Source organism: Paraburkholderia madseniana (genome assembly GCF_009690905.1).
Lineage (GTDB): Bacteria > Pseudomonadota > Gammaproteobacteria > Burkholderiales > Burkholderiaceae > Paraburkholderia > Paraburkholderia madseniana.
In genome coordinates, this window is record NZ_VOSW01000063.1 from 25,351 (window position 1) to 46,620 (window position 21,270).

Below are 21,270 nucleotides of genomic sequence, written 5' to 3' on the forward strand. Positions count from 1 at the left end.
AACAGGAGGCAATCATGTTGGTGGAAATGCGTACGTACCAGATTACGGCAGGAAAGGTGGGTGAGTTTCTGCAAATCTACGAGCGCGAGGGGCTCGAGATCATCAGTCAGTACGCACGACTCAAGGGCTGCTGGACTAAAGACTCGGGCACGTTGAATTCGGTCGTGTTCTGCTGGCGCTATGACGACTACGCACATCGCGCCGCGCAGCGCGCGAAGCTCGCAGCGGATCCGCGTTGGCAAGCTTTCACGCCTCGCATCCTGCCATACCTGGTGCATCAGGAATCGGTGTTCCTTGCGCCAGTGCCGTTTTGCCCGGCTGACTGAAGCAGCGGAAGTAGTGAAGTTCTCTGATCACCGGGCGTGCAATGGTACTCGCTGCGCCGCGGTCTGTTTGTGAGGTAATCAATGATTGAAGCTGATTTGGTCGACAAGATGGTGACGTGGCGTCGTGCACTGCATGCGCATCCCGAGACCGCGTTCGAAGAAGTCTCGACGGCACGGCTGGTGGCATCGGCGCTGCGCGACTACGGTTTTGAAGTGACCGAGGGCGTCGGCAAAACCGGTGTGGTCGGCACGCTGCGAAGGGGGAGCGGTCCTGCGCTCGGATTGCGTGCGGACATGGATGCGTTGCCGATGGTGGAGTACAACGAATTCGAGCACCGTTCGCAACACCGCGGGAAAATGCACGCGTGTGGTCACGACGGTCACACCGCGATGCTGCTGGGCGCCGCCGCTTCGTTAAGCCGCGACACTGGTTGGCACGGTACGGTGCACGTGATCTTCCAGCCCGCCGAAGAGGTGGCGGGCGGCGGACGCGTCATGGTCGAAGATGGACTCTTCGAGCGGTTCCCCTGTGACGCGGTATTCGGTCTGCACAACTGGCCTGGCTTGCCGCTCGGCCATTTCGCGATCAACCGCGGCCCGATGATGGCCTCGTTCGATACCTTCGAGATTCTGGTGGACGGCAAAGGCTCGCACGCCGCAATGCCGGAAGAGGGGATTGATGCGCTGGTTTGCGCGAGCCATGTCGTAATCGCGCTGCAGACTATCGTGAGCCGGCGCGTCTCGCCGAAAGAAGCATGCGTGGTGAGCGTCACGCAGATTCATGGCGGCGAGGCCTGGAATGTGTTGCCCGATCGCGCCGTGATTCGCGGCACCGTACGCTGCTTCGATGCCAACGTGCAGGAGCGCGTACGGAGCCTGCTGGATGAAATCGGCACGCTGACAGCGCAGGCGCATGGCGCGAAAGCGACGCTGTCTTACCGCTACGGCTATCCGGCAACGATCAATGCAACGGCCGAAGCCGACGTCGCGCTCGATGCGGCGCGCGCAACGGTCGGCGCGGCGAAGGTGACGTTGGGCTGCAGGCCGTCGATGGCCTCGGAAGACTTCGCGTTCATGGCGCAGGCGAGGCCGGGTGCGTATGTCTGGATGGGCGTCGACGGGCCCAAGCCTGGCGCTCCGCTTCACAACCCGCACTACGACTTCAACGACGACGCATTGGCTACCGGTGCGTCGTATTGGGTGAACGTCGTGAAGGCGTTTGGCGTTGCGCGTGTTTGAAGCCTCGCGGCTGTCCTGTGCGACTGCGTGGTCTGTAAGGACCGCGCGGCGCCGCCCCCCTTAAGACACTATGCCTTCCCGTGAGGCAGAGGCTGGCGCGCCTGCTGCGACGCGGTTTCGATCGTTACTTCGCCGTGCAGCAGGAACGTTGCCAATTCCGGCGCGCCCGGTTGAGCATCGGTCACCAGGGTCCAGTCTCGCTCGAGTGGTGTCCAGTGCTGCTGGCTCGCGCGATCCAGTTTGTGCGACGTCACCAGCACGAAGATGTTGGCCGCCTGCCTGATGATGCATTCCTTCAGATAGGCCTGCTCGGCGGTCGCCTCACAGAGCCCACGGCCGGCGACTACGCCGTCCGCGCCCAGAAAGGCTTTGTCGACGGACAGGCGGTTCAACGCGATCTGCGCGAGCGGCCCGAGTGTGCTCATGCTCGAGGGCCGTAGGTCGCCGCCGATCAGTGTGACCGGCACGTCACTCGATGCAAGCAGGCCGATTGCCAGCAGGTTGTTGGTGACCACGCGAATGTCGCGGCGGCCGGCCAGCAGCCGGGCCAGTGCGGCGGTGGTGGTGCCGCCGTCGAGAAAGATGGTGTCGCCGTCCTGAACGTGGCTCACCGCCGCCAGCGCGATCGCATCCTTTTGCTCGCGGAAGCTTTCGCGCCGCAGATCGAGCGACTCCTCGGGTTCGTGAATCCCGACCGAGGCGGCCGCGCCCCCGTACGTGCGCACGATGAGCCGTTCGTCGGCGAGCGCACGCAGGTCGCGACGCACGGTTGCTTCGGACATGCCGAAATGCTCGCACAGGGCGCCTACGTCGTTCATGCCGGACAGGACGGCCTTCAGCATCGCCTCGCGGCGGTTTGTAACTTTCATGGTGATAGAGGGTAAGGGGTCGTCCGAATGGTGCGCGCAATAGAAAGGAAAGGCGTCAACGGGCGTAAGTGTAATCAAACCAGTTGCCGGGGCAACGCCGCGGACGGGGCGCGCTGCAACCGCGGCGTCGTCACGGTATGCAAGTGTTTTAGCCTATTTTGATCGATTCGATCAATTTCGGCGCGTGTCCCGCCTGGAACGGTTTGTTGTAGCAAATTTATTAACCCCACGACTTGCCGGTGATCGGATTGCGCACAGTCGGTTCGTCACGTACACTCTGAATGACCGAATCAGTCAACTAATATGATTGTATCGATCATTTTCAAACAGGAGACAATGATGGCCCAACTTCCTATCAAGCGCGCGATCGAACGCGTTCCGGGCGGGATGATGATCGTCCCGCTGCTGTTCGGCGCAATGATCGCCACCTTCTTGCCGGACATGCCGAAGTTCTTCGGCTCGTTCACGAACGCGCTGTTTACCGGCGCGTTGCCGATTCTCGCCGTGTTCTATGTGTGCATGGGCTCGTCGATCGATGTAAAGGCGACGCCCTATCTGCTGAAAAAGGGCGGGGCGCTGTTCGCGGCGAAGGTTGGGTCGGCGATTCTGGTGGGTGTCGTGTTGGGCCACTTTTTGGGCGAGCAGCCGGTTTCGTCCGGACTGTTCGCGGGAATGTCGACGCTGGCGGTGGTCGCCGCGATGAACGACACGAACGGTGGCCTGTACATGGCGTTGATGGGTCAATATGGCAAGTCTGAAGACGTCGGCGCTTACACGATCATGTCGCTCGAATCCGGCCCGTTCCTTACGATGGTCACGCTCGGCGTGGCCGGGCTGTCGGCGTTTCCGTGGCAGACGCTGGTCGGCAGCATCCTGCCGCTCGCGGCCGGCATGCTGCTCGGCAATCTGGACCGTGAGATGCGCAGCTTTCTCGGCCGCGCTGTGCCTGTGATGATTCCGTTTTTCGCCTTGGCGCTGGGCGCGAGCCTCGACCTGCACAAAGTATGGCAGGCCGGCTTGCTCGGCATGGGCCTCGGCGTCGCGGTGGTGATCGTGACGGGCATTCCCCTCTATCTGACCGATCGCCTGACCGGCGGCACGGGTGTCGCAGGCGTGGCGGCAGCCAACACGGCAGGCAACGGAGCGGCTGTGCCGGCGCTGATCGCGGCGGCCAACCCGGTCTATGCAGAGGCCGCGAAAAGCGCGACCTTGCTGGTCGCCTCATGCGTCGTCGTGACTGCGATCGTGTCGCCGATCCTCACTGCGGCCGTCGCAAAGCGGGCCGGCAAGCGTGCCGACGCCAGCCGCGCTGCTGCATTGGGGGCGACCCGGTGAGCAACACCAGCATTCTGATCATCGCCGACGACCTGTCCGGGGCCGCCGACTGCGCGATTGCGTTTGCGGGCGCGGGGCGCAGTACGGCGGTCACGCTGAATGCGTCGCGCGCGATGGGCGCGGCGGAGGTGATCGCGGTGGACACCGACTCGCGCCGCATGTCCCCGGCCGAAGCAGCTCACTGCACCCGCGCCGCGTGGCTGGTGCAGCGCGCGCCAGGGCGACGTCTGTACAAGAAAATCGATTCGACCTTGCGCGGCAACTGGGCCACGGAAGTGGCCGCGTTGCAGCCGCTCGCGGGCCTTGCCATTGTCGCCACGGCCTTTCCTGCAACCGGGCGCACGGTGCGTGAGGGCCGCGTATTCGTGCGCGGCGTGCCGCTCGAAAACACGGAAACGTGGAAGCTCGAACACGCCGCGCGTTCCGCAGACCTCAACGCCATGGTCGAGGCGGTCGGCTTGCGCACCGCACCGTTGGGTGTCGACGCGCTGCGTGGCGATCCCGCAGCGTTGCGCGATGCCATTTCCGTGGTGGCGAGCAGCGGTGCACAGGCGCTCATCGTCGATGCGGAAACGGATGCGGATTTGAGGGCCCTCGCGCAGGCGACGGCGTCGATGGGCAAAGCTCTGTTCTGGGTGGGCTCAGGCGGTTTGGCTCGCGAACTGGCGTCGCTGAGCGATCTGTTCGATGTTGCCACGGAAGCAGCACAAGACGCGCCGCCGAAGTCGGAGCAGCAGAGAGGCGCGATCCTGATTCTGGTGGGCAGCCTGTCGGCCGTCTCGGAACAGCAATGCGCGATGCTGCGCGAGCGTGCGTGCGTTGGCGAGCTGATCGTGCCGCCGGTCGTGCTGCGTGCGGGCGAGCTTCATCTGGAGTGGGCGGCCTGGCAAGCGCGCGTCGGCGCACATCTGAGCGAGCACACCGACTTGCTGGTGCGAATTGGTCGCGACGATCTGTTCGATCCCGCCGAGGGCGCCCAATTGTCGGCAGCGCTCGCTTCGCTCGTCGCACCGTTTTTCACGCATCTGAGCGGCTTGATCGCGACTGGCGGCGAAACCGCGCGCGCGATGCTCGGTACAGCCGGTATCGACAGCCTGCAATTGCTTTCGGAAATCGAGCCGGGCGTGGCGGTGGGACGCCCGCACGGCAACCCGCGCCTCACCGTCGTCACCAAAGCCGGCGCCTTTGGCAGCGAGCACGCGCTGTATGGCGCCTACCTTCATCTGCGGGGCACACCGGAGTTCGCCGATAGCGAGTCCGGATCGGCGCACCCGGGCGGCACAACGACATCTTCACCGGCTCGCGAAACGAACCAACGTCATTCAGGCAAAACATCATGAGCAACTATCTTCCAGTCATCGGCATCACGATGGGCGACGCAACGGGCGTGGGTCCGGAAATCGTCGTCAAGAGCTTGACGCACGAGTCCGTTTACCGGCAGTGCCGCCCGCTTGTCATCGGCGATGCGGCGCGCCTTGAACAGGCCAACCGGATTGTCGGCGGCAGCACGAAAGTGCGCCGCATCGCGAAGCCGTCGGATGCGCAATATGAACGCGGCACCATCGACTGCATCGACCTCGCGCTGATTCCCGCCGACTTGCCTTTCGGCGCGTTGTCGGCGCTCGCAGGCGACGCCGCGTATCAGTACGTCGCGCGCGCCGTCGAACTCGCGAAAGCCGACGAGATCGATGCGATCTGCACGGCGCCGCTGAACAAGGAAGCGTTGCACGCTGGCGGTCACAAGTACCCCGGCCACACCGAAATGCTCGCGCACCTCACGGGCATCGAGGAAGTGTCGATGATGCTGGTCGCACCGAAACTGCGCGTGATTCACGTGACGACCCACATCGGCATTATCGATGCGATCCGCAAGATCGAACCGGGCCTCGTGCAGCGCACGATCGAGCGAGGTCATGCGACGCTGGTGAAGGCGGGCATCGCCAATCCTCGCATCGCCGTGTGCGGCATCAACCCGCATGCCGGCGAAAACGGCCTGTTCGGTTATGGCGAGGAAGAGGAAAAGATCGTTCCAGCCGTGCAGGTCTTGCGTGAACGCGGCTGGGACATCGAGGGCCCGCTCCCTGCCGACACGCTGTTCTTCCGTGCGGGACGTGGCGACTTCGATCTGGTGGTGGCGATGTACCACGATCAGGGCCACGGTCCGGTCAAGGTGCTCGGCCTCGAAGCCGGCGTCAACGTGACGGTCGGCCTCGATGTGATCCGTACCTCGGTCGATCACGGCACGGCGTTCGATATTGCAGGCAAAGGCATCGCTGACGAACGCAGCCTGCTCGAAGCACTGCGTCAAGGCGCCGAACTCGCGACACGCCGCGCCTGACGCGGCTTGAAATCGATGTATGCGCACGATGGCGCCCGCTCGCGCGGAGCGGCATTGTGCCGTTAGGGTTGAAGTTGTAATGCTTATGTACACACGACGCACTGAAGACTTTCGCGAAAGACTACTCGAAGCGGGTGTCGCGCTGTTCGCCGAATTGGGTTATCACGGCACCGGCGTAAAAGACATCGTCGAGCGTGCCGGCGTGCCGAAGGGCTCGTTCTACAACTACTTCGAGAGCAAAGAGGCATTCGGTGCAGCGATCCTGCACCACTACGCGCAGGAGCAGGCCGCTGAATGGAAGCAGTATTCGCTCGAAGCGGCGTCACCTGATCCGCTGCTCGCGCTTCGCGGCATCTACACGCGCATCGTTGGCGACTACGAAGACTGTGACGACCGCTACGGTTGTCTGGTCGGCAACTTTGCGGGCGAGATCGCGCAGTCGAGCGATCTGTGCCGGGTCGCTGCGCGCAGGACGGTCAACGAATGGCGTGTCGGCTGTGCCGATTATCTGCGGCACGGCCAGGAATACGGCTCCGTGCGGCGCGATCTTTCGGCTGATGCAATGGCCGACCTTTTCTGGAACGCGTGGGAAGGCAGCCTGTTGCGCATGAAGCTGGATGACTCGGTCGAGCCGCTGAAGGCTTGCGTGCATTCAATGTTCGATCTGTTTTTCAAATCCCCGCAGTAACGGTCGTAGCTGGCTTGAGCGGCGACGGGTTTCGATTCGGGCAGCCGTTTATACCGTTTTGAGACGACCGGTCATTTCAATGTAAGGAAGAGAGATTCAATGCAGAACTTTACGTTTCACAACCCCACTCGAATCATTTTCGGCGAAGGCCAGATTGCCACACTCGATGTGCAGATCCCCGCTAACGCGCGGGTGCTGATTACGTGCGGCGGCGGCAGCATCAAGAGCAACGGTGTACTGGCGCAAGTGCAGGCGGCGCTCGGTGACCGCGCGTGGCACGTGTTCGGTGGCATCGAACCGAACCCCACTTACGAAACGCTGATGGAAGCGGTTGCGCTCGCCCGCGAGAAGAACATCGATTTTCTTCTGGCGGTGGGCGGCGGCTCGGTGATCGACGGCACCAAGTTCATTGCTGCCGCTGTGAAGTTCCACGGCGAGCCGTGGGACATTCTGGCGAAGCAGGCCGAGATACGCGACGCGATGCCCTTCGGCAGCGTGCTGACGCTGCCCGCCACCGGTTCGGAGATGAACAACGGCGGCGTTATCAGCCACCGCGCGAAAGGCGACAAGCTGCCGTTCCGTAGCGAGGCGACCTATCCGGTCTTCTCGGTGCTAGACCCGACCACGACCTACTCGTTGCCGCCGCGGCAGATTGCCAACGGTGTCGTCGACGCGTTCGTTCATATCGTCGAGCAGTACCTGACCTATCCGGTGGACGCCAGGGTACAGGACCGCTTCGCCGAAGGCCTGCTGATCACGCTGACTGAAGTCGGCCCGCAGGCGCTTGCCGAGCCGCACAACTATGCGGTGCGAGCCAACCTGATGTGGACGGCAACGCTTGCGCTGAACGGCCTGATCGGCGCCGGCGTGCCGCAGGACTGGGCGACCCACATGCTCGGTCACGAGATCACGGCGCTGCACGGACTCGATCACGCACAGACACTCGCCATCGTGCTGCCGGCCATGCTGAGCGTGCGCCGCGAGTCGAAGCGCGCGAAGTTGCTCCAGTACGCCGAACGCGTCTGGAACATCACCGAGGGCAGCGAGGACGAGCGTATCAGTGCGGCGATCACGGCGACCCGCGTGTTCTTCGAGCGCATGACGGTGGGAACCCGCTTGCGCGATTACCAGATTGGCGGCCGGTCAATCGGCACGCTGATCGCGAAGCTCGAAGAGCACGGGATGACGGCATTGGGCGAACACGGCGACGTGACGCTCGAGGTGAGCCGTCAGGTCTATCAATTTGCAGTCTGAACAGGCCCGCATCCGCGCGGCTGATCATTTGGAATGTCATTATGAAAATTGGATTTGTAGGGCTTGGCTCGATGGGCGCCGCGATTGCGAAAAACCTGATCGAGTCCGGGCATGACGTGCAGGTTTTCAATCGTAGTCCGGCCCGCGCCGAACCGCTGCGCGAAGCAGGGGCGAGCATCGCGTCGAGTCCCGCGCAGGCGGCGCAGGGGGCCGACGTGGTGTTCACGATGGTGGCCGACGATGCCGCGCACGCAGCGGTCACGTTCGGCGAGGCGGGCATCGCCACCACGCTGAGGCCGGGTGCGCTGCACATCTCGATGAGCACGATCAGTGTCGCCACCGCGCAGGACCACGCAGCGAAGTACCGTGAAGCGGGTCTTGCCTTCGTGTCCGCACCGGTATTCGGCCGGCCCGATGCCGCGGCGGCGCGCAAGCTGTTCATCATGGCGGCAGGCGCGGACGAGCACCTCAAGGTTGCCGTGCCGCTTCTCGAAACGCTTGGGCAGTCGGTGGGCATTGTCGGCGAAGATCCTTCGCAGGCCAACCTGGTGAAGCTGATCGGCAATTTCATGCTGTCCGTGATCATCGAAACGCTGGGCGAAGCCTGTGCCGTAGCGGGCAAGGCCGGCATCGATCCGATGCGTCTGGTCGAGCTGTTGACGAGCGCAAACTTCAATGCGCCGCCATACAAGATCTACGGTTCGCTGATTGCATCGCAGCAATTCCAGCCGCCTGGCTTCTCGTTGCCGCTTGGCCAGAAGGACAACCGCCTGATGCTGGCAGCCGCTGAGGCACTTGGCGTTCCGCTGCCGCTGGCAAGTCTCGTCCACGACCGGTTCCTGACGTTGCGCTCGCAAGGGCTCGGCGCCGAGCATGACTGGTCGGCGGTGGCGCTTTGCGCGTTGTCCGATGCCGGCTTGAGCAAGGCGCTTCACGGCTGCTGAGCGCAATGGGGGCGATGCCGCTCGCGGTGAGCGGCATTCGACGTTTCGAACAGCGCGCGACTGGTTACCGACTCGACTCGTTATTTGCGCCAGAACCCACGCTTCTCCCGTGCCGTGCAGCGGTGTTCAATTAGCGCGGCGCTCCATTGCTGTCGCGACGAGTGCGGGCGCTGCAGCCGCTTGAGCGAGTTCATCGCTCGACCATCCACCGCCGAGCGCATGCAGGAGTTGGACATTCGCGCTTAGCTGGCGTGTCTGGATATCGAGCACGCTGCGTTGCGCCTCGAGTGCGACGGTCTGCGCCTGCACGACATCGAGGTAGCCCACTGTGCCTTGGCGATATTGGCGTAACGCGAGGTCGACCGAGTACTGGGCGGCGTTTGCTGCATCCCGTTGCTCGCCAAGCGCAGTGCCGAGATACGACAGCAGGGCAAGGTTGTCTTCAACCTGCTGGAATGCAGACAGCACCACGCCGCGGTAACGTTCTCCCGCTTCTTCGGTTGCGGCCTTGGCGGAATCGAGTTGCGCACGACGGTAGCCGCCGTCGAACACGTACTGCACAAGCTGCGGGCCGACCGCCCAGAACAGATTGGGCGCGCTCACCAGGCCGGCGTAGGCTGCGCTTTGCACACCACCCTGCAAGCTGAGCATGATGTCCGGGAAGTAAGCCGCCCGCGCGACGCCAATTTTCGCGTTGGCCTCGGCCACCCGGCGTTCTGCTGCAGCGACGTCGGGACGTCGCTGCAACAGCGTCGAGGGCAGGCCGGTCGGAATCGCCGGCAACGCGATGGCGGCGGTCTGGGGCGGCAGGCTGAATTCGGACGCGGAGGCTCCAACCAGGACCGCGATCGCGTGTTCAATCAGAGCCCGTTGCGCCAGGTTCTGCGACAGCTGCGACTTCGCCGATGAAAGTTGCGTTTGCGCTCGGGAAACGTCGAGGCCCGACACGATCCCACTGTTATGCAACGTTTGCGTGAGTTGCAGGGCCTTCGCATACGCCACGACAGTCTCGTTCAACAGCTCGGTTTGCTGGTCGAGGCCGCGCAAGCGGAGGTAACTGTCCGCCAGCTCGACCTGCAGGCTTAGCCTGACCGAGGCCAGATTGGCCTTGGTCGCCTGCGCCTCGTCCTTGCCGGCCACCACAGAGTCGCGCACGCGACCCCAGAGGTCGAGGTCGTAGTTGATTTCGCCGCCAAGCGTGACGGAGTTGTAGTCGTTCGGGCCGCCCACGCGCAACGGCCGGCTGTCGGACTGGCGATCGCGCTGCGGCACGGCGCTCGCACTGATCGACGGGTACAGTCCCGACTCGACCTGCGCCACGAAAGCCTGCGCTTGCGCATAGTGTGCGTATGCCGCGCGCAAATCGGTGTTGCTTGCCAGCAGGCGCGTTTCGAGATCGTCGAGCTGTGCGTCGCCATACATCTTCCACCAGCCGTTGCGGTCTATCCGGTCGGCGGGCTGTGCCGTGGTCCACGGGCCAACCGTCTTGTATTGCGCAGCGATCGGCGTCGGCGGGACCTGATATTGCGGCGCGAGCGAGCAGGCGCAGAGCGCGACGACGCTCGCGAGAAGCGCCGGAAGTCCATACTTAACCATGTGCCGCTGCCTTCTTGTCGGTCGCCGTCGCAACTTGCACGTTGTCGCCATCAGCGAGTCCGTCGGGCGGTGTATCGATCACGCGATCGGTTGCGGCGAGCCCTGAGCCGATCTCCACTGAGTCACCCAGGTCGCGGTTGATCTTCACCTGCTTGAACAGCACGTGACCGTTCGCGCCAAGCGTGGCGACCACGACGCCGCGGCTATCGAAGACGAGGGCGCTGGCCGGTACACGGAGCGAATCGGCGGAGGCGGGCAACGTGAATTTCAGGCTGGCGAACCCACCCGGCAGCAGCTTGCCGTTTGAGTTGTCAACCAGCAGTTGAACCAGCGTCGTTCCCGAACTCGAATTGACCGAGTCTGCCGCTGCAACCACGCGCGCAGTGAACTGCTGGTCGGGATACTCGGGGACGGTCAGGATGGCGGTCGTGCCGTCGTGTATCGTCGGTGCGTAATTCTGCGGCACCTGGACATACACGCGTAACTGCTTGACGTCGGAGACCGCGAACAGCTCCTGTCCTACCCCGCCGCTGCCGGCGTTGACCAACGCGCCGACGTCGGTATCGCGGGCGGTCACCACGCCGTCGAATGGCGCGACGATGCGCGCGAAGGCCTTGGTGGCGACGAGGCGGTCGACGTTGGCCTTCGCGGCCGCTACGATCGCCTCCTTGGCGGTGTAGTCAGCGGTGCGTTGGTCGACATCCTGCTGGGCGACGGAATCCGTGCCTCTTAGCGCTTCCCAGCGCTTGGCCGTGGTACCTGCAACTAAAGCGTTCGCCTGCGCACTCTGGAGATCCGCGCGCGCTTGCAATAGCTGCTGGTCAAGCTCGGGCGTTTCGATTTCGGCGAGTACCTGGCCCGCTTTGACCGGCGCACCGATATCGACACTCCATGATTTCAGATAGCCGCTGACCTGCGCGAAAATCGGCGCGCGCGTAAACGCTTCGAGACGGCCGGGCAGTTGCAGCGAGGGACCGTTGGCGTCGCGCAAGGGCTGGATCAGGTTGACGGTCGGCACGGCCTGGGCGTCGGTCCAGGTTTTCAGCTTGCGGGCATCGGCGGCTCGCAGTGTGAGCCCGGCAGCGACGATGCCTAAGGCGACCAGCAGGCCGACCACGCCTGCTACCAGAAGCGGGCGGCGCGACGGTGTATTAGTGGGAAAAACAGATTCAGACGACATGAGCAGGACCTCCCGAGACGGATGCCGGGGTAGCCGCGCGCCCGGGGCGCGCGTGCACGATACAAAAAATGACGGGGACGAGGAACAGCGAAGCGGTGGTCGCAAACAGCAGACCGCCGATCACGGCGCGGCCAAGCGGCGCGTTTTGCTCACCACCTTCGCCGAGGGCGAGCGCCATCGGCGCCATGCCGATGATCATGGAGAGCGCGGTCATGAGCACAGGGCGAAAACGCGTAAAGCCTGCTTCGAGGGCGGCCTTGAACGGGTCGCCGTGTACGGCAAAACGTTCGCGGCAGAAACTGACGACCAGAATCGAGTTGGCCGTCGCCACCCCCATGCACATGATCGCACCGGTCAATGCGGGTACAGAGAGCGTCGTGTGGGTCGCGAACAGCATCCAGGCGATCCCTGCCAACGCGGCAGGCAACGCGCTTACGATCACGAAGGGGTCGGCCCACGACTGGAAATTGATCACGATCAGCAGATAGATCAGCACCACCGCACCAAGCAGGCCGAACAACATACCGGCAAAGGCGCTGTTCATTGTCTGCACCTGACCCAGCAGCGCGACGGCCGAGCCCTTGGGCAAGGTGCCGGCGTTGTCGTGCACGATACGCTGGATATCGGATGCCACCGCGCCGAGGTCGCGGCCCTGGGTGGTCGCGAAGATCTCGACCATGGGCTGGATGTTGTACTGGCTGACAACCTCGTTGCTGCTGGTGCGTTCGACTGTCGCCAGGCCGCCGAGGATCTGGGCGGTGCTTCCGCCGCTGGCCGTGATCGGAAGATTTTGCAGTGCGGCGAGCGAATCGAGGCTGTATTGCGGCGTTTGCATCACGATCGGATAAGACACGCCGTTCGCGTTGTTCAGCCAGAACGTGGGCGCGACCTGGCTGGAACCCGCGAGGTTCACCACCATGCTGTTCGTCACGTCGCGCTCGGTGATGCCGAGCAATTGCGCTTGTGTGCGGTCGACATCGACGTTGAAAGTCGGGTTGCCTTGCGACTGCGCAATCCGCGCGTCGACCACGCCCGGAACATCGCGAACCTGGCGCAGCAGACGGTCCGCGTACGCGTAGTCGGCTTTCAGATTATTGCCGCGAATCTGCAGGTCGATCGGCGCCGGCGAGCCGAAGTTCAGGATCTGACTGATGATGTCCGCCGGCGGGAACGAAAACGTGACGCCCGGGAATTCCCGCGGCAATCTCTCGCGCATCAGGCGAACATACTCTTCGGTTGGACGATGGCCTTCGTTTAGCGCGATCTGGATGTCACCGTCCTGCGAGCCGACCGTACCGGTGTTGTTGTACGCGGTATTGATGCCGCTGACCGGCAGACCCATGTTGTCGACCACGGTGCCGAGATCCGCCGGCGGGACGGTCTGGCGGATCGCGCCTTCGACATCCGCAAAAATCTGCGCGGTCTTTTCAACGCGAACGCCGACTGGTGCGCGCACATGCATCAGGATTTGTCCGGAATCGACCGAAGGGAAGAAGTTGCGGCCGAGGAACGGCACCAGCGCGAACGAGAGGGCGACGAAGCCGAGGAAGCCACTGACGAACGGACGCCGGTGGGTCAGCGCGAGTTCGAGCAACCCACGGTAGGCGCTACGCACCTTTTCAAAGCGCGCTTCGAAGCCGCGCTGGAAACGCCCAAGCGGACCGGGGTTTTTGGTTTCCTGGGCGTGCTCGCCCTTTACATGCTGTTTCAGCAGGTATTTCGCCATCGTCGGCACAAGGGTTCGCGACAGGATGAACGACGAGATCATCGCGAAGATCACTGCTTCAGCCATCGGCACGAACAGGAAGCGTGCAACCCCGCTCAGGAAGAACATCGGCACGAACACGATGCAGATACACAGCAGCGAGACGAATGCCGGCGTGACGATCTGCGCGGCGCCGTCGAGAATGGCCGTCTCCACTTCCTTGCCGTGCTCGAGGTGCCAGTTGATGTTTTCGATCGTCACCGTGGCATCGTCGACCAGAATCCCCACCGCCAATGCAAGACCGCCGAGCGTCATGATGTTCAACGTCTCGCCGAGCGCGGATAGCGTCGCGATGGAGCCGAGGATGGCGAGTGGGATTGAGGTTGCGATGATGATCGTCGAGCGCCAGCTACCCAGGAACAGCAGGATCATGAGGCTCGTCAGCACGGCCGCGATCACACCCTCGCGCGCCACGCCGGTGATGGCCGCCCGTACGAACAGCGACTGGTCGCCGATGGGTTCGATCTGCAGGTTATCGGGCCACGACGCTTTCCCTGCAGCAAGCCGCTGCTTGATGCCGGAGATGATGCCGAGCGTCGAAACCGAACCGTTCTTGAGTACGGACATCAGTACCGAGCGCCGGCCGTCGACATGCACGATATTGGTCTGCGGCGGGCTGCCGTCGCGCACATTCGCAATGTCACGAATGTAGACGGTGGTGCCATTGGCTGCCTTGACCGGCAGATCGCCCAAGGCTTTGATTTCCGACGGCGCATTGTTCAGTTGCAGCGTGTACTCGTAGTCACCGATCTTTTCAGTGCCGACCGGTGTAATCAGGTTCTGGCCGGCAAGCGCATTGGCGACGTCCTGCGCGGATAAGCCGCGCGCCTGGAGCGCCGCCGGATCGACGTCGATCTGTACCTGACGTGTCTTGCCGCCGAACGGGTAGGGAATTGCCGCGCCTGCGACCGTTGTGAGAACCGGGCGCACCGCATTCAGCCCCAGGTCACCGAGGTTCTGTTCAGAGAGTCCTTTGCCAGACAGCGCCAACTGGATGATCGGTACGGTCGACGCGTTGTAGTTCAGGATCAGAGGAGGCGTCGTACCGGCAGGCAACTGCCGCAATTGAGTTTGCGCGACCGAAGTTACCTGCGCGTTCGCCGTGCTGATATTCACCCCCGGCTGGAAGAAGATCTTGATGATCCCGAAGCCGGCGACCGATTCTGCCTCGATATGCTCGACGTCGTTCACAGTAGTCGTCAGCGTGCGTTCGAATGGCGAGGTGATGCGGCCGACCATCTGGTCCGGCGGCAGACCCGTGTACTGCCACACGACGCTGATCACGGGAATCCTGATATCCGGAAAGATGTCGGTTGGCGTCCTCATCGCGGACAAAGGACCGATGATGAGGATGAAGATCGCCAGGACTACGAAGGTGTAGGGTCGCCGAAGGGCGATACGGACTAGGCCGAGCATGAGAATTCCAGAGCTTGGGGTAAAACGTAAGAGTCTTTGGTGGAGGCTAGCGCGGCGTGCGATGACCCGTAGCCGTGTGCCTGTATGCGAAACGAGGAGCTCTGCCTTGGGACAGGTGCCGATGCGCCGCAACGCAACCCAAGCGCGAATGTACACAAAGCTCGGAAGTTCTGCTGAAGGACAAATGAAACGTCAGGCACGTATGGATGCCGGGTAAGCTCATTTCGCTTTGCCCGCACATATCGGGAATACCTTGTCGTTGCTGGACAGAGTGATGCCTGGCAAGAACCGGACAGAGGCGCACGAGCGTCACTTTCGATGAACGTCAAATCGTCAGCGTTTTTTATTACCAATTGTTCAGGAGGACTAGTGTGCCGAGTCGGACAACAACGGGCGATTGAGCGTTGCAAAAGTGACTTTTTCGCAAAACAGTTGTGTGCAAAACAGGTGGACTAGAAAATGGCATTCACGCTGCCGACGGCGTCTGGCAATCGTCATAGGAGACTGCCCCGAACACATGATCCATGCGTCAGGCTTCGACCTTGCGGGTATCGAACTGCCGTCTTCATTCGCTACGTCTTCTGCTCGTTTCTGTGCACTGTGTCGTCGGCGCAAGGCCGGTCGTAGCAATTAGTTTCTATGGCGAAAGTATGAAACCGGCAGGTGCCTACTTGTGATCGCCAGATTTCGCTGAAATAATCGTTTCGCATGCTTGCTTGACCGGCATGCATCGATTCTTCGGACCATAAAATGCTGAACCTGAGAGAGACCGTTGCGGCGCGCGGCCAGTGAGTGTCGCGCGCCCGTGTATCAAACTTCATTCGCGCAATACCAGAAGCCTACAAAAAAAAGCCACGCAGTTCGATCAATGCCGGAGCCATCATTCTCTGCAATCTGGGAGGAGGCGACGCATGGTTGCAATCCAATGGCGGGTTGTGCGGGACGGCCGTTGGGTATTCTTGATCCTCGCAGATACTACGATCACGGGTGGAAAGGATGACGAAGCGAATCGCTGTAGTAACGGGTGGCATGGGCGGACTTGGAGAAGTGATCAGCACGAAACTGCATGACGCCGGCTATGCCGTCGTAGTAACGCACTCGACGATCAATACTGGTTCAGCCGACTGGCTGGCCGGCATGGAATCTCAGGGTCGCAATTTTCGCGCATATTCCGTCGATGTGGCCGACTATGACTCATGCCAGCGCTGTGTAGCAAGAATTCAGGCTGAAGTCGGTTCCGTCGACATTTTGGTGAACAATGCCGGGATCACGCAGGACATGACACTCAGGAAGATGGACAAGGTCAACTGGGACGCAGTGATTCGCACCAATCTGGACTCGGTGTTCTATGACCAAGCCGTTGTGCGAAGACATGGTCGCGCGCGGCTGGGGGCGAATCATCAACATCTCGTCCGTCAACGGTTCGAAAGGCTCTGTCGGCCAGACCAATTACGCCGCGGCGAAGGCTGGCATGCACGGCTTCACCAAATCACCGGCGCTGGAGGTCGCGCGCAAAGGCGTGACCGTCAACACGGTTTCGCCAGGCTATCTTGCCACGAAGATGGTCACTGCGATTTCGCAGGAGATTCTGGACACAAAGATCCTGCCGCAGATTCCAGCCGGTCGTCTGGGCAAGCCCGATGAAGTCGCGGCCCTTGTCAGGTATTTGTGCTCGGACGATGCAGGTTTTGTGACCGGGTCCAATATTGCTATCAACGGCGGCCAGCATATGCATTGATGCGGCGGCCTGTGACACCGTAGCGTCATCGCCACAATCAGTCGTTCGGTTGTGGCGATGAGCGAGCCTCCGGCCTCGGATTGATAATCGAGTGGGAATGAGGGTTAAATTTCCTCGATATAAAATTCTACAGAAAAGCTAGCCTCTGCAAGGCTTTGCAGGCATCTCTAGGTCTTGTGGTTGGCGACGGAAAAAAGCTGTCCCACCGGTCCACCGGGTCCTACTTCTCCACCTTGTCGTGCATCACCATGATCGTTTGTTGCATCAGTGCACAAAGCGTTTCATGGCCGTCTTTGACTGCGAATACCTCTGCCTGAGTGACGATTAGCGTACGGCCGGGGCGGACAACCTGGCCACGGGCGATCAGGATTTCGCCGTCGGCCGGAGCGACCAGATTCATCTTGTATTCGACAGTCAATACAGACGCACTGGCCGGCACCAAGGTCATCGCAGCGTAGCCGCCTGCGGAGTCGGCAATCATGCCCACCACGCCGCCATGTACGAAGCCGTGCTGCTGCTCGACACCACTCCAGACTGGTAGGTGAATTTCGGTGTGGCCGTGTTCAATCACGGGCAGAGTTGCCTGGATCAATGTCATCGCATTCTGGCGCATGAAGCTGGCGCGAATGCGTTCGGCGAAGAGGGAGTCGGGTGCATGTGCCATAGAGGGGATTGTATTGGTAAATTCCACAATCATATCCGCAGCACTGTCGGCGATAAATACGCGTAGTTTGCCGACTAGTCGTTTACTCGGTCATGTCTCTGGTCGAACCGCTGAATTGTGCGTTTTGCCGCGTACACAGCGCGGTATTCCGCATCTTTAGGCTGCACCTAATCCCCGCTTTCGAACAATCAAATTCCAAGCTGTTTTTGGCGTCGGCAACCTGGGTTCTACCTCGTGAACGAACACGAGGCGACACTCAGGAACGATAGCCGAGACCTGTTCGTTCCTGCATCGAAGCCTGCTCTTGGAGATGGTTATGAACGGCCGGAAAGGATTGGTTAAATTAGGTGCGGCACTCAGCATGGGCGGAATGGCTCTGGCCTGCTCGGCCACGGCGGACGCAAGCGTTGTGGTGGGAGTGGCGGGTCCGATGACGGGGGAGCACGCGTCGGGGGGAGACCAGTTTCGCAAAGGCGCGGAACAGGCTGTCAAAGATATCAACGCGGCAGGTGGTTTGCTCGGGCAGCAGCTCGACCTGGTCGTCGGTGATGACGTCTGCGATCCCAAGCAGGCGGTTTCCGTTGCCAACAGTTTCGTCAACAAGAAGGTGGCGTTCGTCGATGGCCACTGGTGCTCCTGTTCCACGTTGCCGGCATCCGACGTCTACAACGACGCGCAGATCCCACAAGTCACTGTGTCGACCAACCCCAAAATCACGGAACGCGGTATCAAGGGAATCTTCCGTATCACGGGCAGGGACGACCAGCAGGGACAGGTTGCGGCCGACTATATCGCTGCAAACTTCAAGGGCAAGAAAATCGCCGTCATTGATGACAAGACGGCGTATGGCGGCGGTCTGGCGGACGAAATTGCAAAAGATCTGGCGGCGAAGCAGGCACCCGTGGCGCTGCGCCAGTCGATCACGGCCGGTGAAAAGGACTACTCCGGTTTGATCAGCAAACTGAAGGCGAACGGCATTCAGATTCTTGCTTACGGCGGTTACTACCAGGAAGTTGCGTTGATTCTGCGGCAGGCGGCGCAGGCAGGGCTCAACCTGACGGTGCTCGGCGGCGACACGCCGACGAATAATGAACTGGTGACTGCAGCAGGGCCGGAAATCAACAAGGTTCTGTTCACCTTTCCGCCCGACCCGCGTAGGAGCGCCGCAGCTGCAAAGGTGGTGGCGGCCTTTCGCGCGCAGAAGATCGAGCCGGAAGGCTACATGCTGTACTCGTATGCCGCGATGCAGGTTTTCGCAGAGGCCGCGAAGAAGGCCAACTCCACGGACTATGCGGCGATCGTGAAACAGCTTCACAACGCATCGTTCAGTACGGTAGTCGGCCAGGTGGACTTCGACGCGAAAGGCGATCTGAAGAGTCCCGGCTATGTGGTCTACCGGTGGAAAGGCAACAACTACGACTATGTGAAGTGACGCGTCCTGTCCAGTCTTTGTAGCGAGGAAAGAGGCGGTGCGTCGCTCTATTGCGCTGCCTCTGCAGCAGATTCACCGGAGAGGACATGAGCCAGGCACTGCAACAACTAATTAATGGGCTGACCTTGGGCGCCGTCTACGGCCTGATCGCGATCGGCTACACGATGGTCTACGGCATTATCGGCATGATCAACTTCGCTCACGGCGATATATACATGGTGAGCGCGTTCATCGCTGTGACCTGCTTCACGCTGCTTGCAGGCAGCGGAATCTCCTTGGTCGTGGCGAGCATTGCAATTACGCTGATCGTATCGATCGCACTGGGATCCCTGCCATGGATTGAAGATGCGATACGTCAACCCAAACAATGGGAAGTATGCGATGGCGACAATGGCTACTTTCATGCAGTTGTTGCCAAGGGGGTTTTCGACGGAAGCATATCGCTCAACCGACGCGACCGTCTTTGTGCCGATCGAAGGGAGGGGCCGTAGCCGGATTGGAGGCGACGTTGTCGTGGAGTGGAGCAAGCGGGATATCTTCGTCGTCCCGTCGTGGCATCACGTCCAGCACGAGGCAGACGAGGACAGCGTCTTGTTCTCTTTCTCCGACCGGCCCATACAGGAGGCGCTTTACCTGTTCAGGGAGGAGAGGGGCGCAGCTTGAATCGGCTTAGCCGGTGTCACCGCCGGCTACTGGCAACACCGTGCCCGTGATATAGCTTGCCTCGTCTGAAGCGAGGAACAGAATCGGCGCGGCCTGTTCGTCGATGCTGCCGTAGCGCTTGAGAAAGGTTGATTCAGTGACCTGCCTCACCGCGTCGCCCATCCAGATCTTTTCCTGCTCGCTGTCGCCGGCGGTATTGCGAGGGACGCGTCGCGGCGGTGCGTCGGTCCCGCCCGGCGCGGTGGCGACCACACGGATGTTGTGCTCCGCGTACTCCATCGCCAGTGACTGCGTGATCGCGTTGACACCGCCCTTGGCCGCCGAATACGGTACGCGGCGGATACCGCGCGTGGCATTCGATGAGACGTTGACGATGGTCCCACCGCCACGCGTGAGCAGGTGCGGCAACACAGCATGGCAGGCATACAGCGTGGGCATGAGTGAACGGCGAATTTCCGCGTCAATTTGCTCAGGTTCGAACTCGGCGAATGGACGCATGCGAATCGCGCCACCGACGCCATTGATCAGTATGTCGATGCCGCCAAACTTGCGCACTGCAAAAGCCATCGCCGATGCCGCGCCTTCGTACGTCTCGAGGTCGGCGACGAAGCCTGCCGTCTCCGCGCCACCTGCTTCAGCAGCAACTTCAGAGACGAACTCCGCGCGGTCGACGAACAGCACCTTGCCGCCCTCCGCGGCCGCACGAAGCGCTACGGCGCGACCAATACCCTGTGCCGCGCCAGTGACGACCATGACCTTGCCGGCAAATCGTTGCGTGCTCATGCGGTCCTCGGTGCTGCGTTAGGAGTGAACTTCTCGTAGTGGAAGCTGTTGGGCTTCACGCCGTTGTCGTCGAAATGCTTACGCACTGCATCGACCATCGGTGGCGGCCCGCACAAATAAACGTCGACATCACCATCATTCAAGGCCTCGGCCGGCATGTGCTGCGTCACCCAACCTTTGCGGGGATGAGTCGAATCCGTGTCGGCCACGACGGTGGCGTAGGTGAAATTCGGCAACTTCGCCAGGTACGCTTCGATTGCATCGACCTGCACTAGATCGAGGCCCCGGGTCACGCCATAAATCAGGTGGACCTTCTGCTGCGAATCGGCACGCACCAGTACTTCCAGCATCGACAGGAACGGCGCCAGGCCCGTGCCGCCAGCGAGGAACAGCAACGGCCGTTCTGCTGCGCGCAGATAGAAACTACCGAGCGGCCCGGTCAGCTCCAGCTTGTTGCCAGGCTGCGCGGAATCGAGCCAGGTGCTCATCACGCCACCGGGAATCCGCTTGATCAGAAAACTGACTTTCGATTGCCCCGGCGCCGATGAGAAAGAATACGAACGATGCTGGCCGCTGCCGGGAACATCGATGTTGACGTACTGACCCGGCAGGAATGCCGGCGCGGTCGCATCCACGTCCAGTTCGAGCACGACGGCCGCATCGTTGTGCGGCTCCACCTTCGATACCGTCGCGGCGAACCGGCTCTGTTCAGTCTTGCACGCAGTGGAAGAGGCCGGCACGGCAATCACACAATCGCTTTGCGGCACCATCTGGCAGGTGAGTACAAGGCCACTGTCTTTCTCGTCGTCGCTCAGCGCGTCTTCGATGTAATCGTCGCCAAGATCATAGTTGCCGCTCTCGGCGCGGCACTTGCAGGTACCGCACACGCCATCGGAGCAATCCATTGGCAGGTTGATTTTCGCGCGAAAGGCGGCATCAAGCACCTTCTCGCCCGGCTTGCATGCGACGAAGCGGGTCACGCCGTCTTCGAAGTTCAGTGCAATGTTGTAGCTGGACATGTTGTCTCCTCTACTTCCAGT

General features: G+C 61.6%; 16 protein-coding genes and 2 pseudogenes. 11 read left to right on the forward strand and 7 right to left on the reverse strand.

Annotated features, from left to right (window positions below; genetic code table 11):
• Positions 1-14 precede the first annotated feature (14 nt).
• Both FSO04_RS29005 and FSO04_RS29010 read left to right on the forward strand, forming a co-directional pair.
• Positions 15-326 carry an NIPSNAP family protein gene (locus FSO04_RS29005; protein ID WP_154564962.1) on the forward strand — a complete coding sequence of 104 codons (312 nt, stop codon included), beginning with the start codon at positions 15-17 and terminating at the stop codon, positions 324-326.
• 81 nt (positions 327-407) lie between these two features.
• Positions 408-1,565: a M20 aminoacylase family protein gene (locus FSO04_RS29010; protein WP_154564964.1), complete on the forward strand. Its 1,158-nt coding sequence runs from the start codon at positions 408-410 to the stop codon at positions 1,563-1,565.
• A gap of 68 nt (positions 1,566-1,633) precedes the next feature.
• Here the strand turns inward: FSO04_RS29010 and FSO04_RS29015 are convergent, their stop codons facing one another.
• Positions 1,634-2,434, reverse strand: a complete 801-nt coding sequence (locus FSO04_RS29015; RefSeq protein WP_154564966.1) for a DeoR/GlpR family DNA-binding transcription regulator — start codon at positions 2,432-2,434, stop codon at positions 1,634-1,636.
• Between the two features lie 339 nt (positions 2,435-2,773).
• On the opposite strand from FSO04_RS29015, the gene FSO04_RS29020 reads away from it, so the two are divergent.
• The 6 genes from FSO04_RS29020 to FSO04_RS29045 all read left to right on the forward strand — a co-directional run bounded on the left by FSO04_RS29020 (position 2,774) and on the right by FSO04_RS29045 (position 8,993).
• The gene (locus tag FSO04_RS29020; RefSeq protein ID WP_154564968.1) at positions 2,774-3,769 is read left to right on the forward strand and encodes a 2-keto-3-deoxygluconate permease; all 996 of its coding nucleotides are present in this window, start codon (positions 2,774-2,776) and stop codon (positions 3,767-3,769) included.
• Complete coding sequence (locus FSO04_RS29025) at positions 3,766-5,109, forward strand: four-carbon acid sugar kinase family protein (RefSeq protein ID WP_233465015.1); 1,344 nt, start codon at positions 3,766-3,768, stop codon at positions 5,107-5,109. Before FSO04_RS29020 ends, FSO04_RS29025 begins: the two co-directional genes overlap by 4 nt.
• Complete coding sequence (pdxA, locus tag FSO04_RS29030) at positions 5,106-6,107, forward strand: 4-hydroxythreonine-4-phosphate dehydrogenase PdxA (RefSeq protein ID WP_154564972.1); 1,002 nt, start codon at positions 5,106-5,108, stop codon at positions 6,105-6,107. The genes FSO04_RS29025 and pdxA overlap by 4 nt, the downstream gene beginning before the upstream one ends.
• 85 nt (positions 6,108-6,192) lie before the next feature.
• Positions 6,193-6,795: a TetR/AcrR family transcriptional regulator gene (locus FSO04_RS29035; protein WP_154564974.1), complete on the forward strand. Its 603-nt coding sequence runs from the start codon at positions 6,193-6,195 to the stop codon at positions 6,793-6,795.
• A gap of 99 nt (positions 6,796-6,894) precedes the next feature.
• Positions 6,895-8,049 (forward strand): alcohol dehydrogenase, encoded by a 1,155-nt coding sequence (yqhD, locus tag FSO04_RS29040; RefSeq protein ID WP_154564976.1) that lies wholly within the window; start codon positions 6,895-6,897, stop codon positions 8,047-8,049.
• Between the two features lie 41 nt (positions 8,050-8,090).
• A complete protein-coding gene (locus FSO04_RS29045) occupies positions 8,091-8,993 on the forward strand; it encodes an NAD(P)-dependent oxidoreductase (RefSeq protein WP_154564978.1) in 903 nt (300 codons plus the stop codon).
• A 126-nt stretch (positions 8,994-9,119) separates the two neighbouring features.
• Here the strand turns inward: FSO04_RS29045 and FSO04_RS29050 are convergent, their stop codons facing one another.
• Genes FSO04_RS29050 through FSO04_RS29060 form a run of 3 tightly spaced genes read right to left on the reverse strand, consistent with a single transcriptional unit; the run spans position 9,120 to position 14,950 of the window.
• Positions 9,120-10,589, reverse strand: a complete 1,470-nt coding sequence (locus FSO04_RS29050; protein WP_154564980.1) for an efflux transporter outer membrane subunit — start codon at positions 10,587-10,589, stop codon at positions 9,120-9,122.
• A complete protein-coding gene (locus FSO04_RS29055) occupies positions 10,582-11,769 on the reverse strand; it encodes an efflux RND transporter periplasmic adaptor subunit (protein WP_154564982.1) in 1,188 nt (395 codons plus the stop codon). Before FSO04_RS29055 ends, FSO04_RS29050 begins: the two co-directional genes overlap by 8 nt.
• On the reverse strand, positions 11,759-14,950 hold the full coding sequence (locus tag FSO04_RS29060) for an efflux RND transporter permease subunit (RefSeq protein ID WP_154564984.1): 3,192 nt from the start codon (positions 14,948-14,950) through the stop codon (positions 11,759-11,761). Before FSO04_RS29060 ends, FSO04_RS29055 begins: the two co-directional genes overlap by 11 nt.
• A gap of 996 nt (positions 14,951-15,946) precedes the next feature.
• On the opposite strand from FSO04_RS29060, the pseudogene phbB reads away from it, so the two are divergent.
• A pseudogene (gene phbB / locus FSO04_RS29065) lies at positions 15,947-16,688 on the forward strand (acetoacetyl-CoA reductase).
• Positions 16,689-16,908: 220 nt separating this feature from the next.
• Here phbB and FSO04_RS29070 read toward each other — a convergent pair.
• Positions 16,909-17,352: a PaaI family thioesterase gene (locus FSO04_RS29070; protein WP_154565010.1), complete on the reverse strand. Its 444-nt coding sequence runs from the start codon at positions 17,350-17,352 to the stop codon at positions 16,909-16,911.
• A 370-nt stretch (positions 17,353-17,722) separates the two neighbouring features.
• Between FSO04_RS29070 and FSO04_RS29075 the strand changes: the two genes are divergently transcribed.
• Positions 17,723-18,784, forward strand: a complete 1,062-nt coding sequence (locus FSO04_RS29075; protein ID WP_233465017.1) for a branched-chain amino acid ABC transporter substrate-binding protein — start codon at positions 17,723-17,725, stop codon at positions 18,782-18,784.
• Between the two features lie 86 nt (positions 18,785-18,870).
• Positions 18,871-19,101, forward strand: a pseudogene (locus FSO04_RS29080) (ABC transporter permease subunit); the annotation flags it as partial.
• A gap of 352 nt (positions 19,102-19,453) precedes the next feature.
• On the opposite strand, the gene benD reads toward FSO04_RS29080, so the two are convergent.
• Complete coding sequence (gene benD, locus FSO04_RS29085; RefSeq protein WP_154564988.1) at positions 19,454-20,230, reverse strand: benzoate diol dehydrogenase BenD; 777 nt, start codon at positions 20,228-20,230, stop codon at positions 19,454-19,456.
• On the reverse strand, positions 20,227-21,249 hold the full coding sequence (gene benC, locus FSO04_RS29090) for a benzoate 1,2-dioxygenase electron transfer component BenC (protein WP_154564990.1): 1,023 nt from the start codon (positions 21,247-21,249) through the stop codon (positions 20,227-20,229). The genes benD and benC overlap by 4 nt, the downstream gene beginning before the upstream one ends.
• Positions 21,250-21,270: the final 21 nt, after the last annotated feature.

Excerpts from the sequence above, each read along its gene's own strand:
- FSO04_RS29005 (WP_154564962.1), top strand. The coding sequence starts at position 15 with ATGTTGGTGGAAATGCGTACGTACCAGATTACGGCAGGAAAGGTGGGT.
- FSO04_RS29020 (WP_154564968.1), top strand. The coding sequence starts at position 2,774 with ATGGCCCAACTTCCTATCAAGCGCGCGATCGAACGCGTTCCGGGCGGG.
- pdxA (WP_154564972.1), top strand. The coding sequence starts at position 5,106 with ATGAGCAACTATCTTCCAGTCATCGGCATCACGATGGGCGACGCAACG.
- FSO04_RS29055 (WP_154564982.1), bottom strand. The coding sequence starts at position 11,769 with ATGTCGTCTGAATCTGTTTTTCCCACTAATACACCGTCGCGCCGCCCG.
- yqhD (WP_154564976.1), top strand. The coding sequence starts at position 6,895 with ATGCAGAACTTTACGTTTCACAACCCCACTCGAATCATTTTCGGCGAA.
- FSO04_RS29035 (WP_154564974.1), top strand. The coding sequence starts at position 6,193 with ATGTACACACGACGCACTGAAGACTTTCGCGAAAGACTACTCGAAGCG.
- FSO04_RS29060 (WP_154564984.1), bottom strand. The coding sequence starts at position 14,950 with ATGCTCGGCCTAGTCCGTATCGCCCTTCGGCGACCCTACACCTTCGTA.
- FSO04_RS29015 (WP_154564966.1), bottom strand. The coding sequence starts at position 2,434 with ATGAAAGTTACAAACCGCCGCGAGGCGATGCTGAAGGCCGTCCTGTCC.
- FSO04_RS29045 (WP_154564978.1), top strand. The coding sequence starts at position 8,091 with ATGAAAATTGGATTTGTAGGGCTTGGCTCGATGGGCGCCGCGATTGCG.
- FSO04_RS29075 (WP_233465017.1), top strand. The coding sequence starts at position 17,723 with ATGGCTCTGGCCTGCTCGGCCACGGCGGACGCAAGCGTTGTGGTGGGA.
- FSO04_RS29070 (WP_154565010.1), bottom strand. The coding sequence starts at position 17,352 with ATGGCACATGCACCCGACTCCCTCTTCGCCGAACGCATTCGCGCCAGC.
- benD (WP_154564988.1), bottom strand. The coding sequence starts at position 20,230 with ATGAGCACGCAACGATTTGCCGGCAAGGTCATGGTCGTCACTGGCGCG.
- FSO04_RS29010 (WP_154564964.1), top strand. The coding sequence starts at position 408 with ATGATTGAAGCTGATTTGGTCGACAAGATGGTGACGTGGCGTCGTGCA.
- benC (WP_154564990.1), bottom strand. The coding sequence starts at position 21,249 with ATGTCCAGCTACAACATTGCACTGAACTTCGAAGACGGCGTGACCCGC.
- FSO04_RS29050 (WP_154564980.1), bottom strand. The coding sequence starts at position 10,589 with ATGGTTAAGTATGGACTTCCGGCGCTTCTCGCGAGCGTCGTCGCGCTC.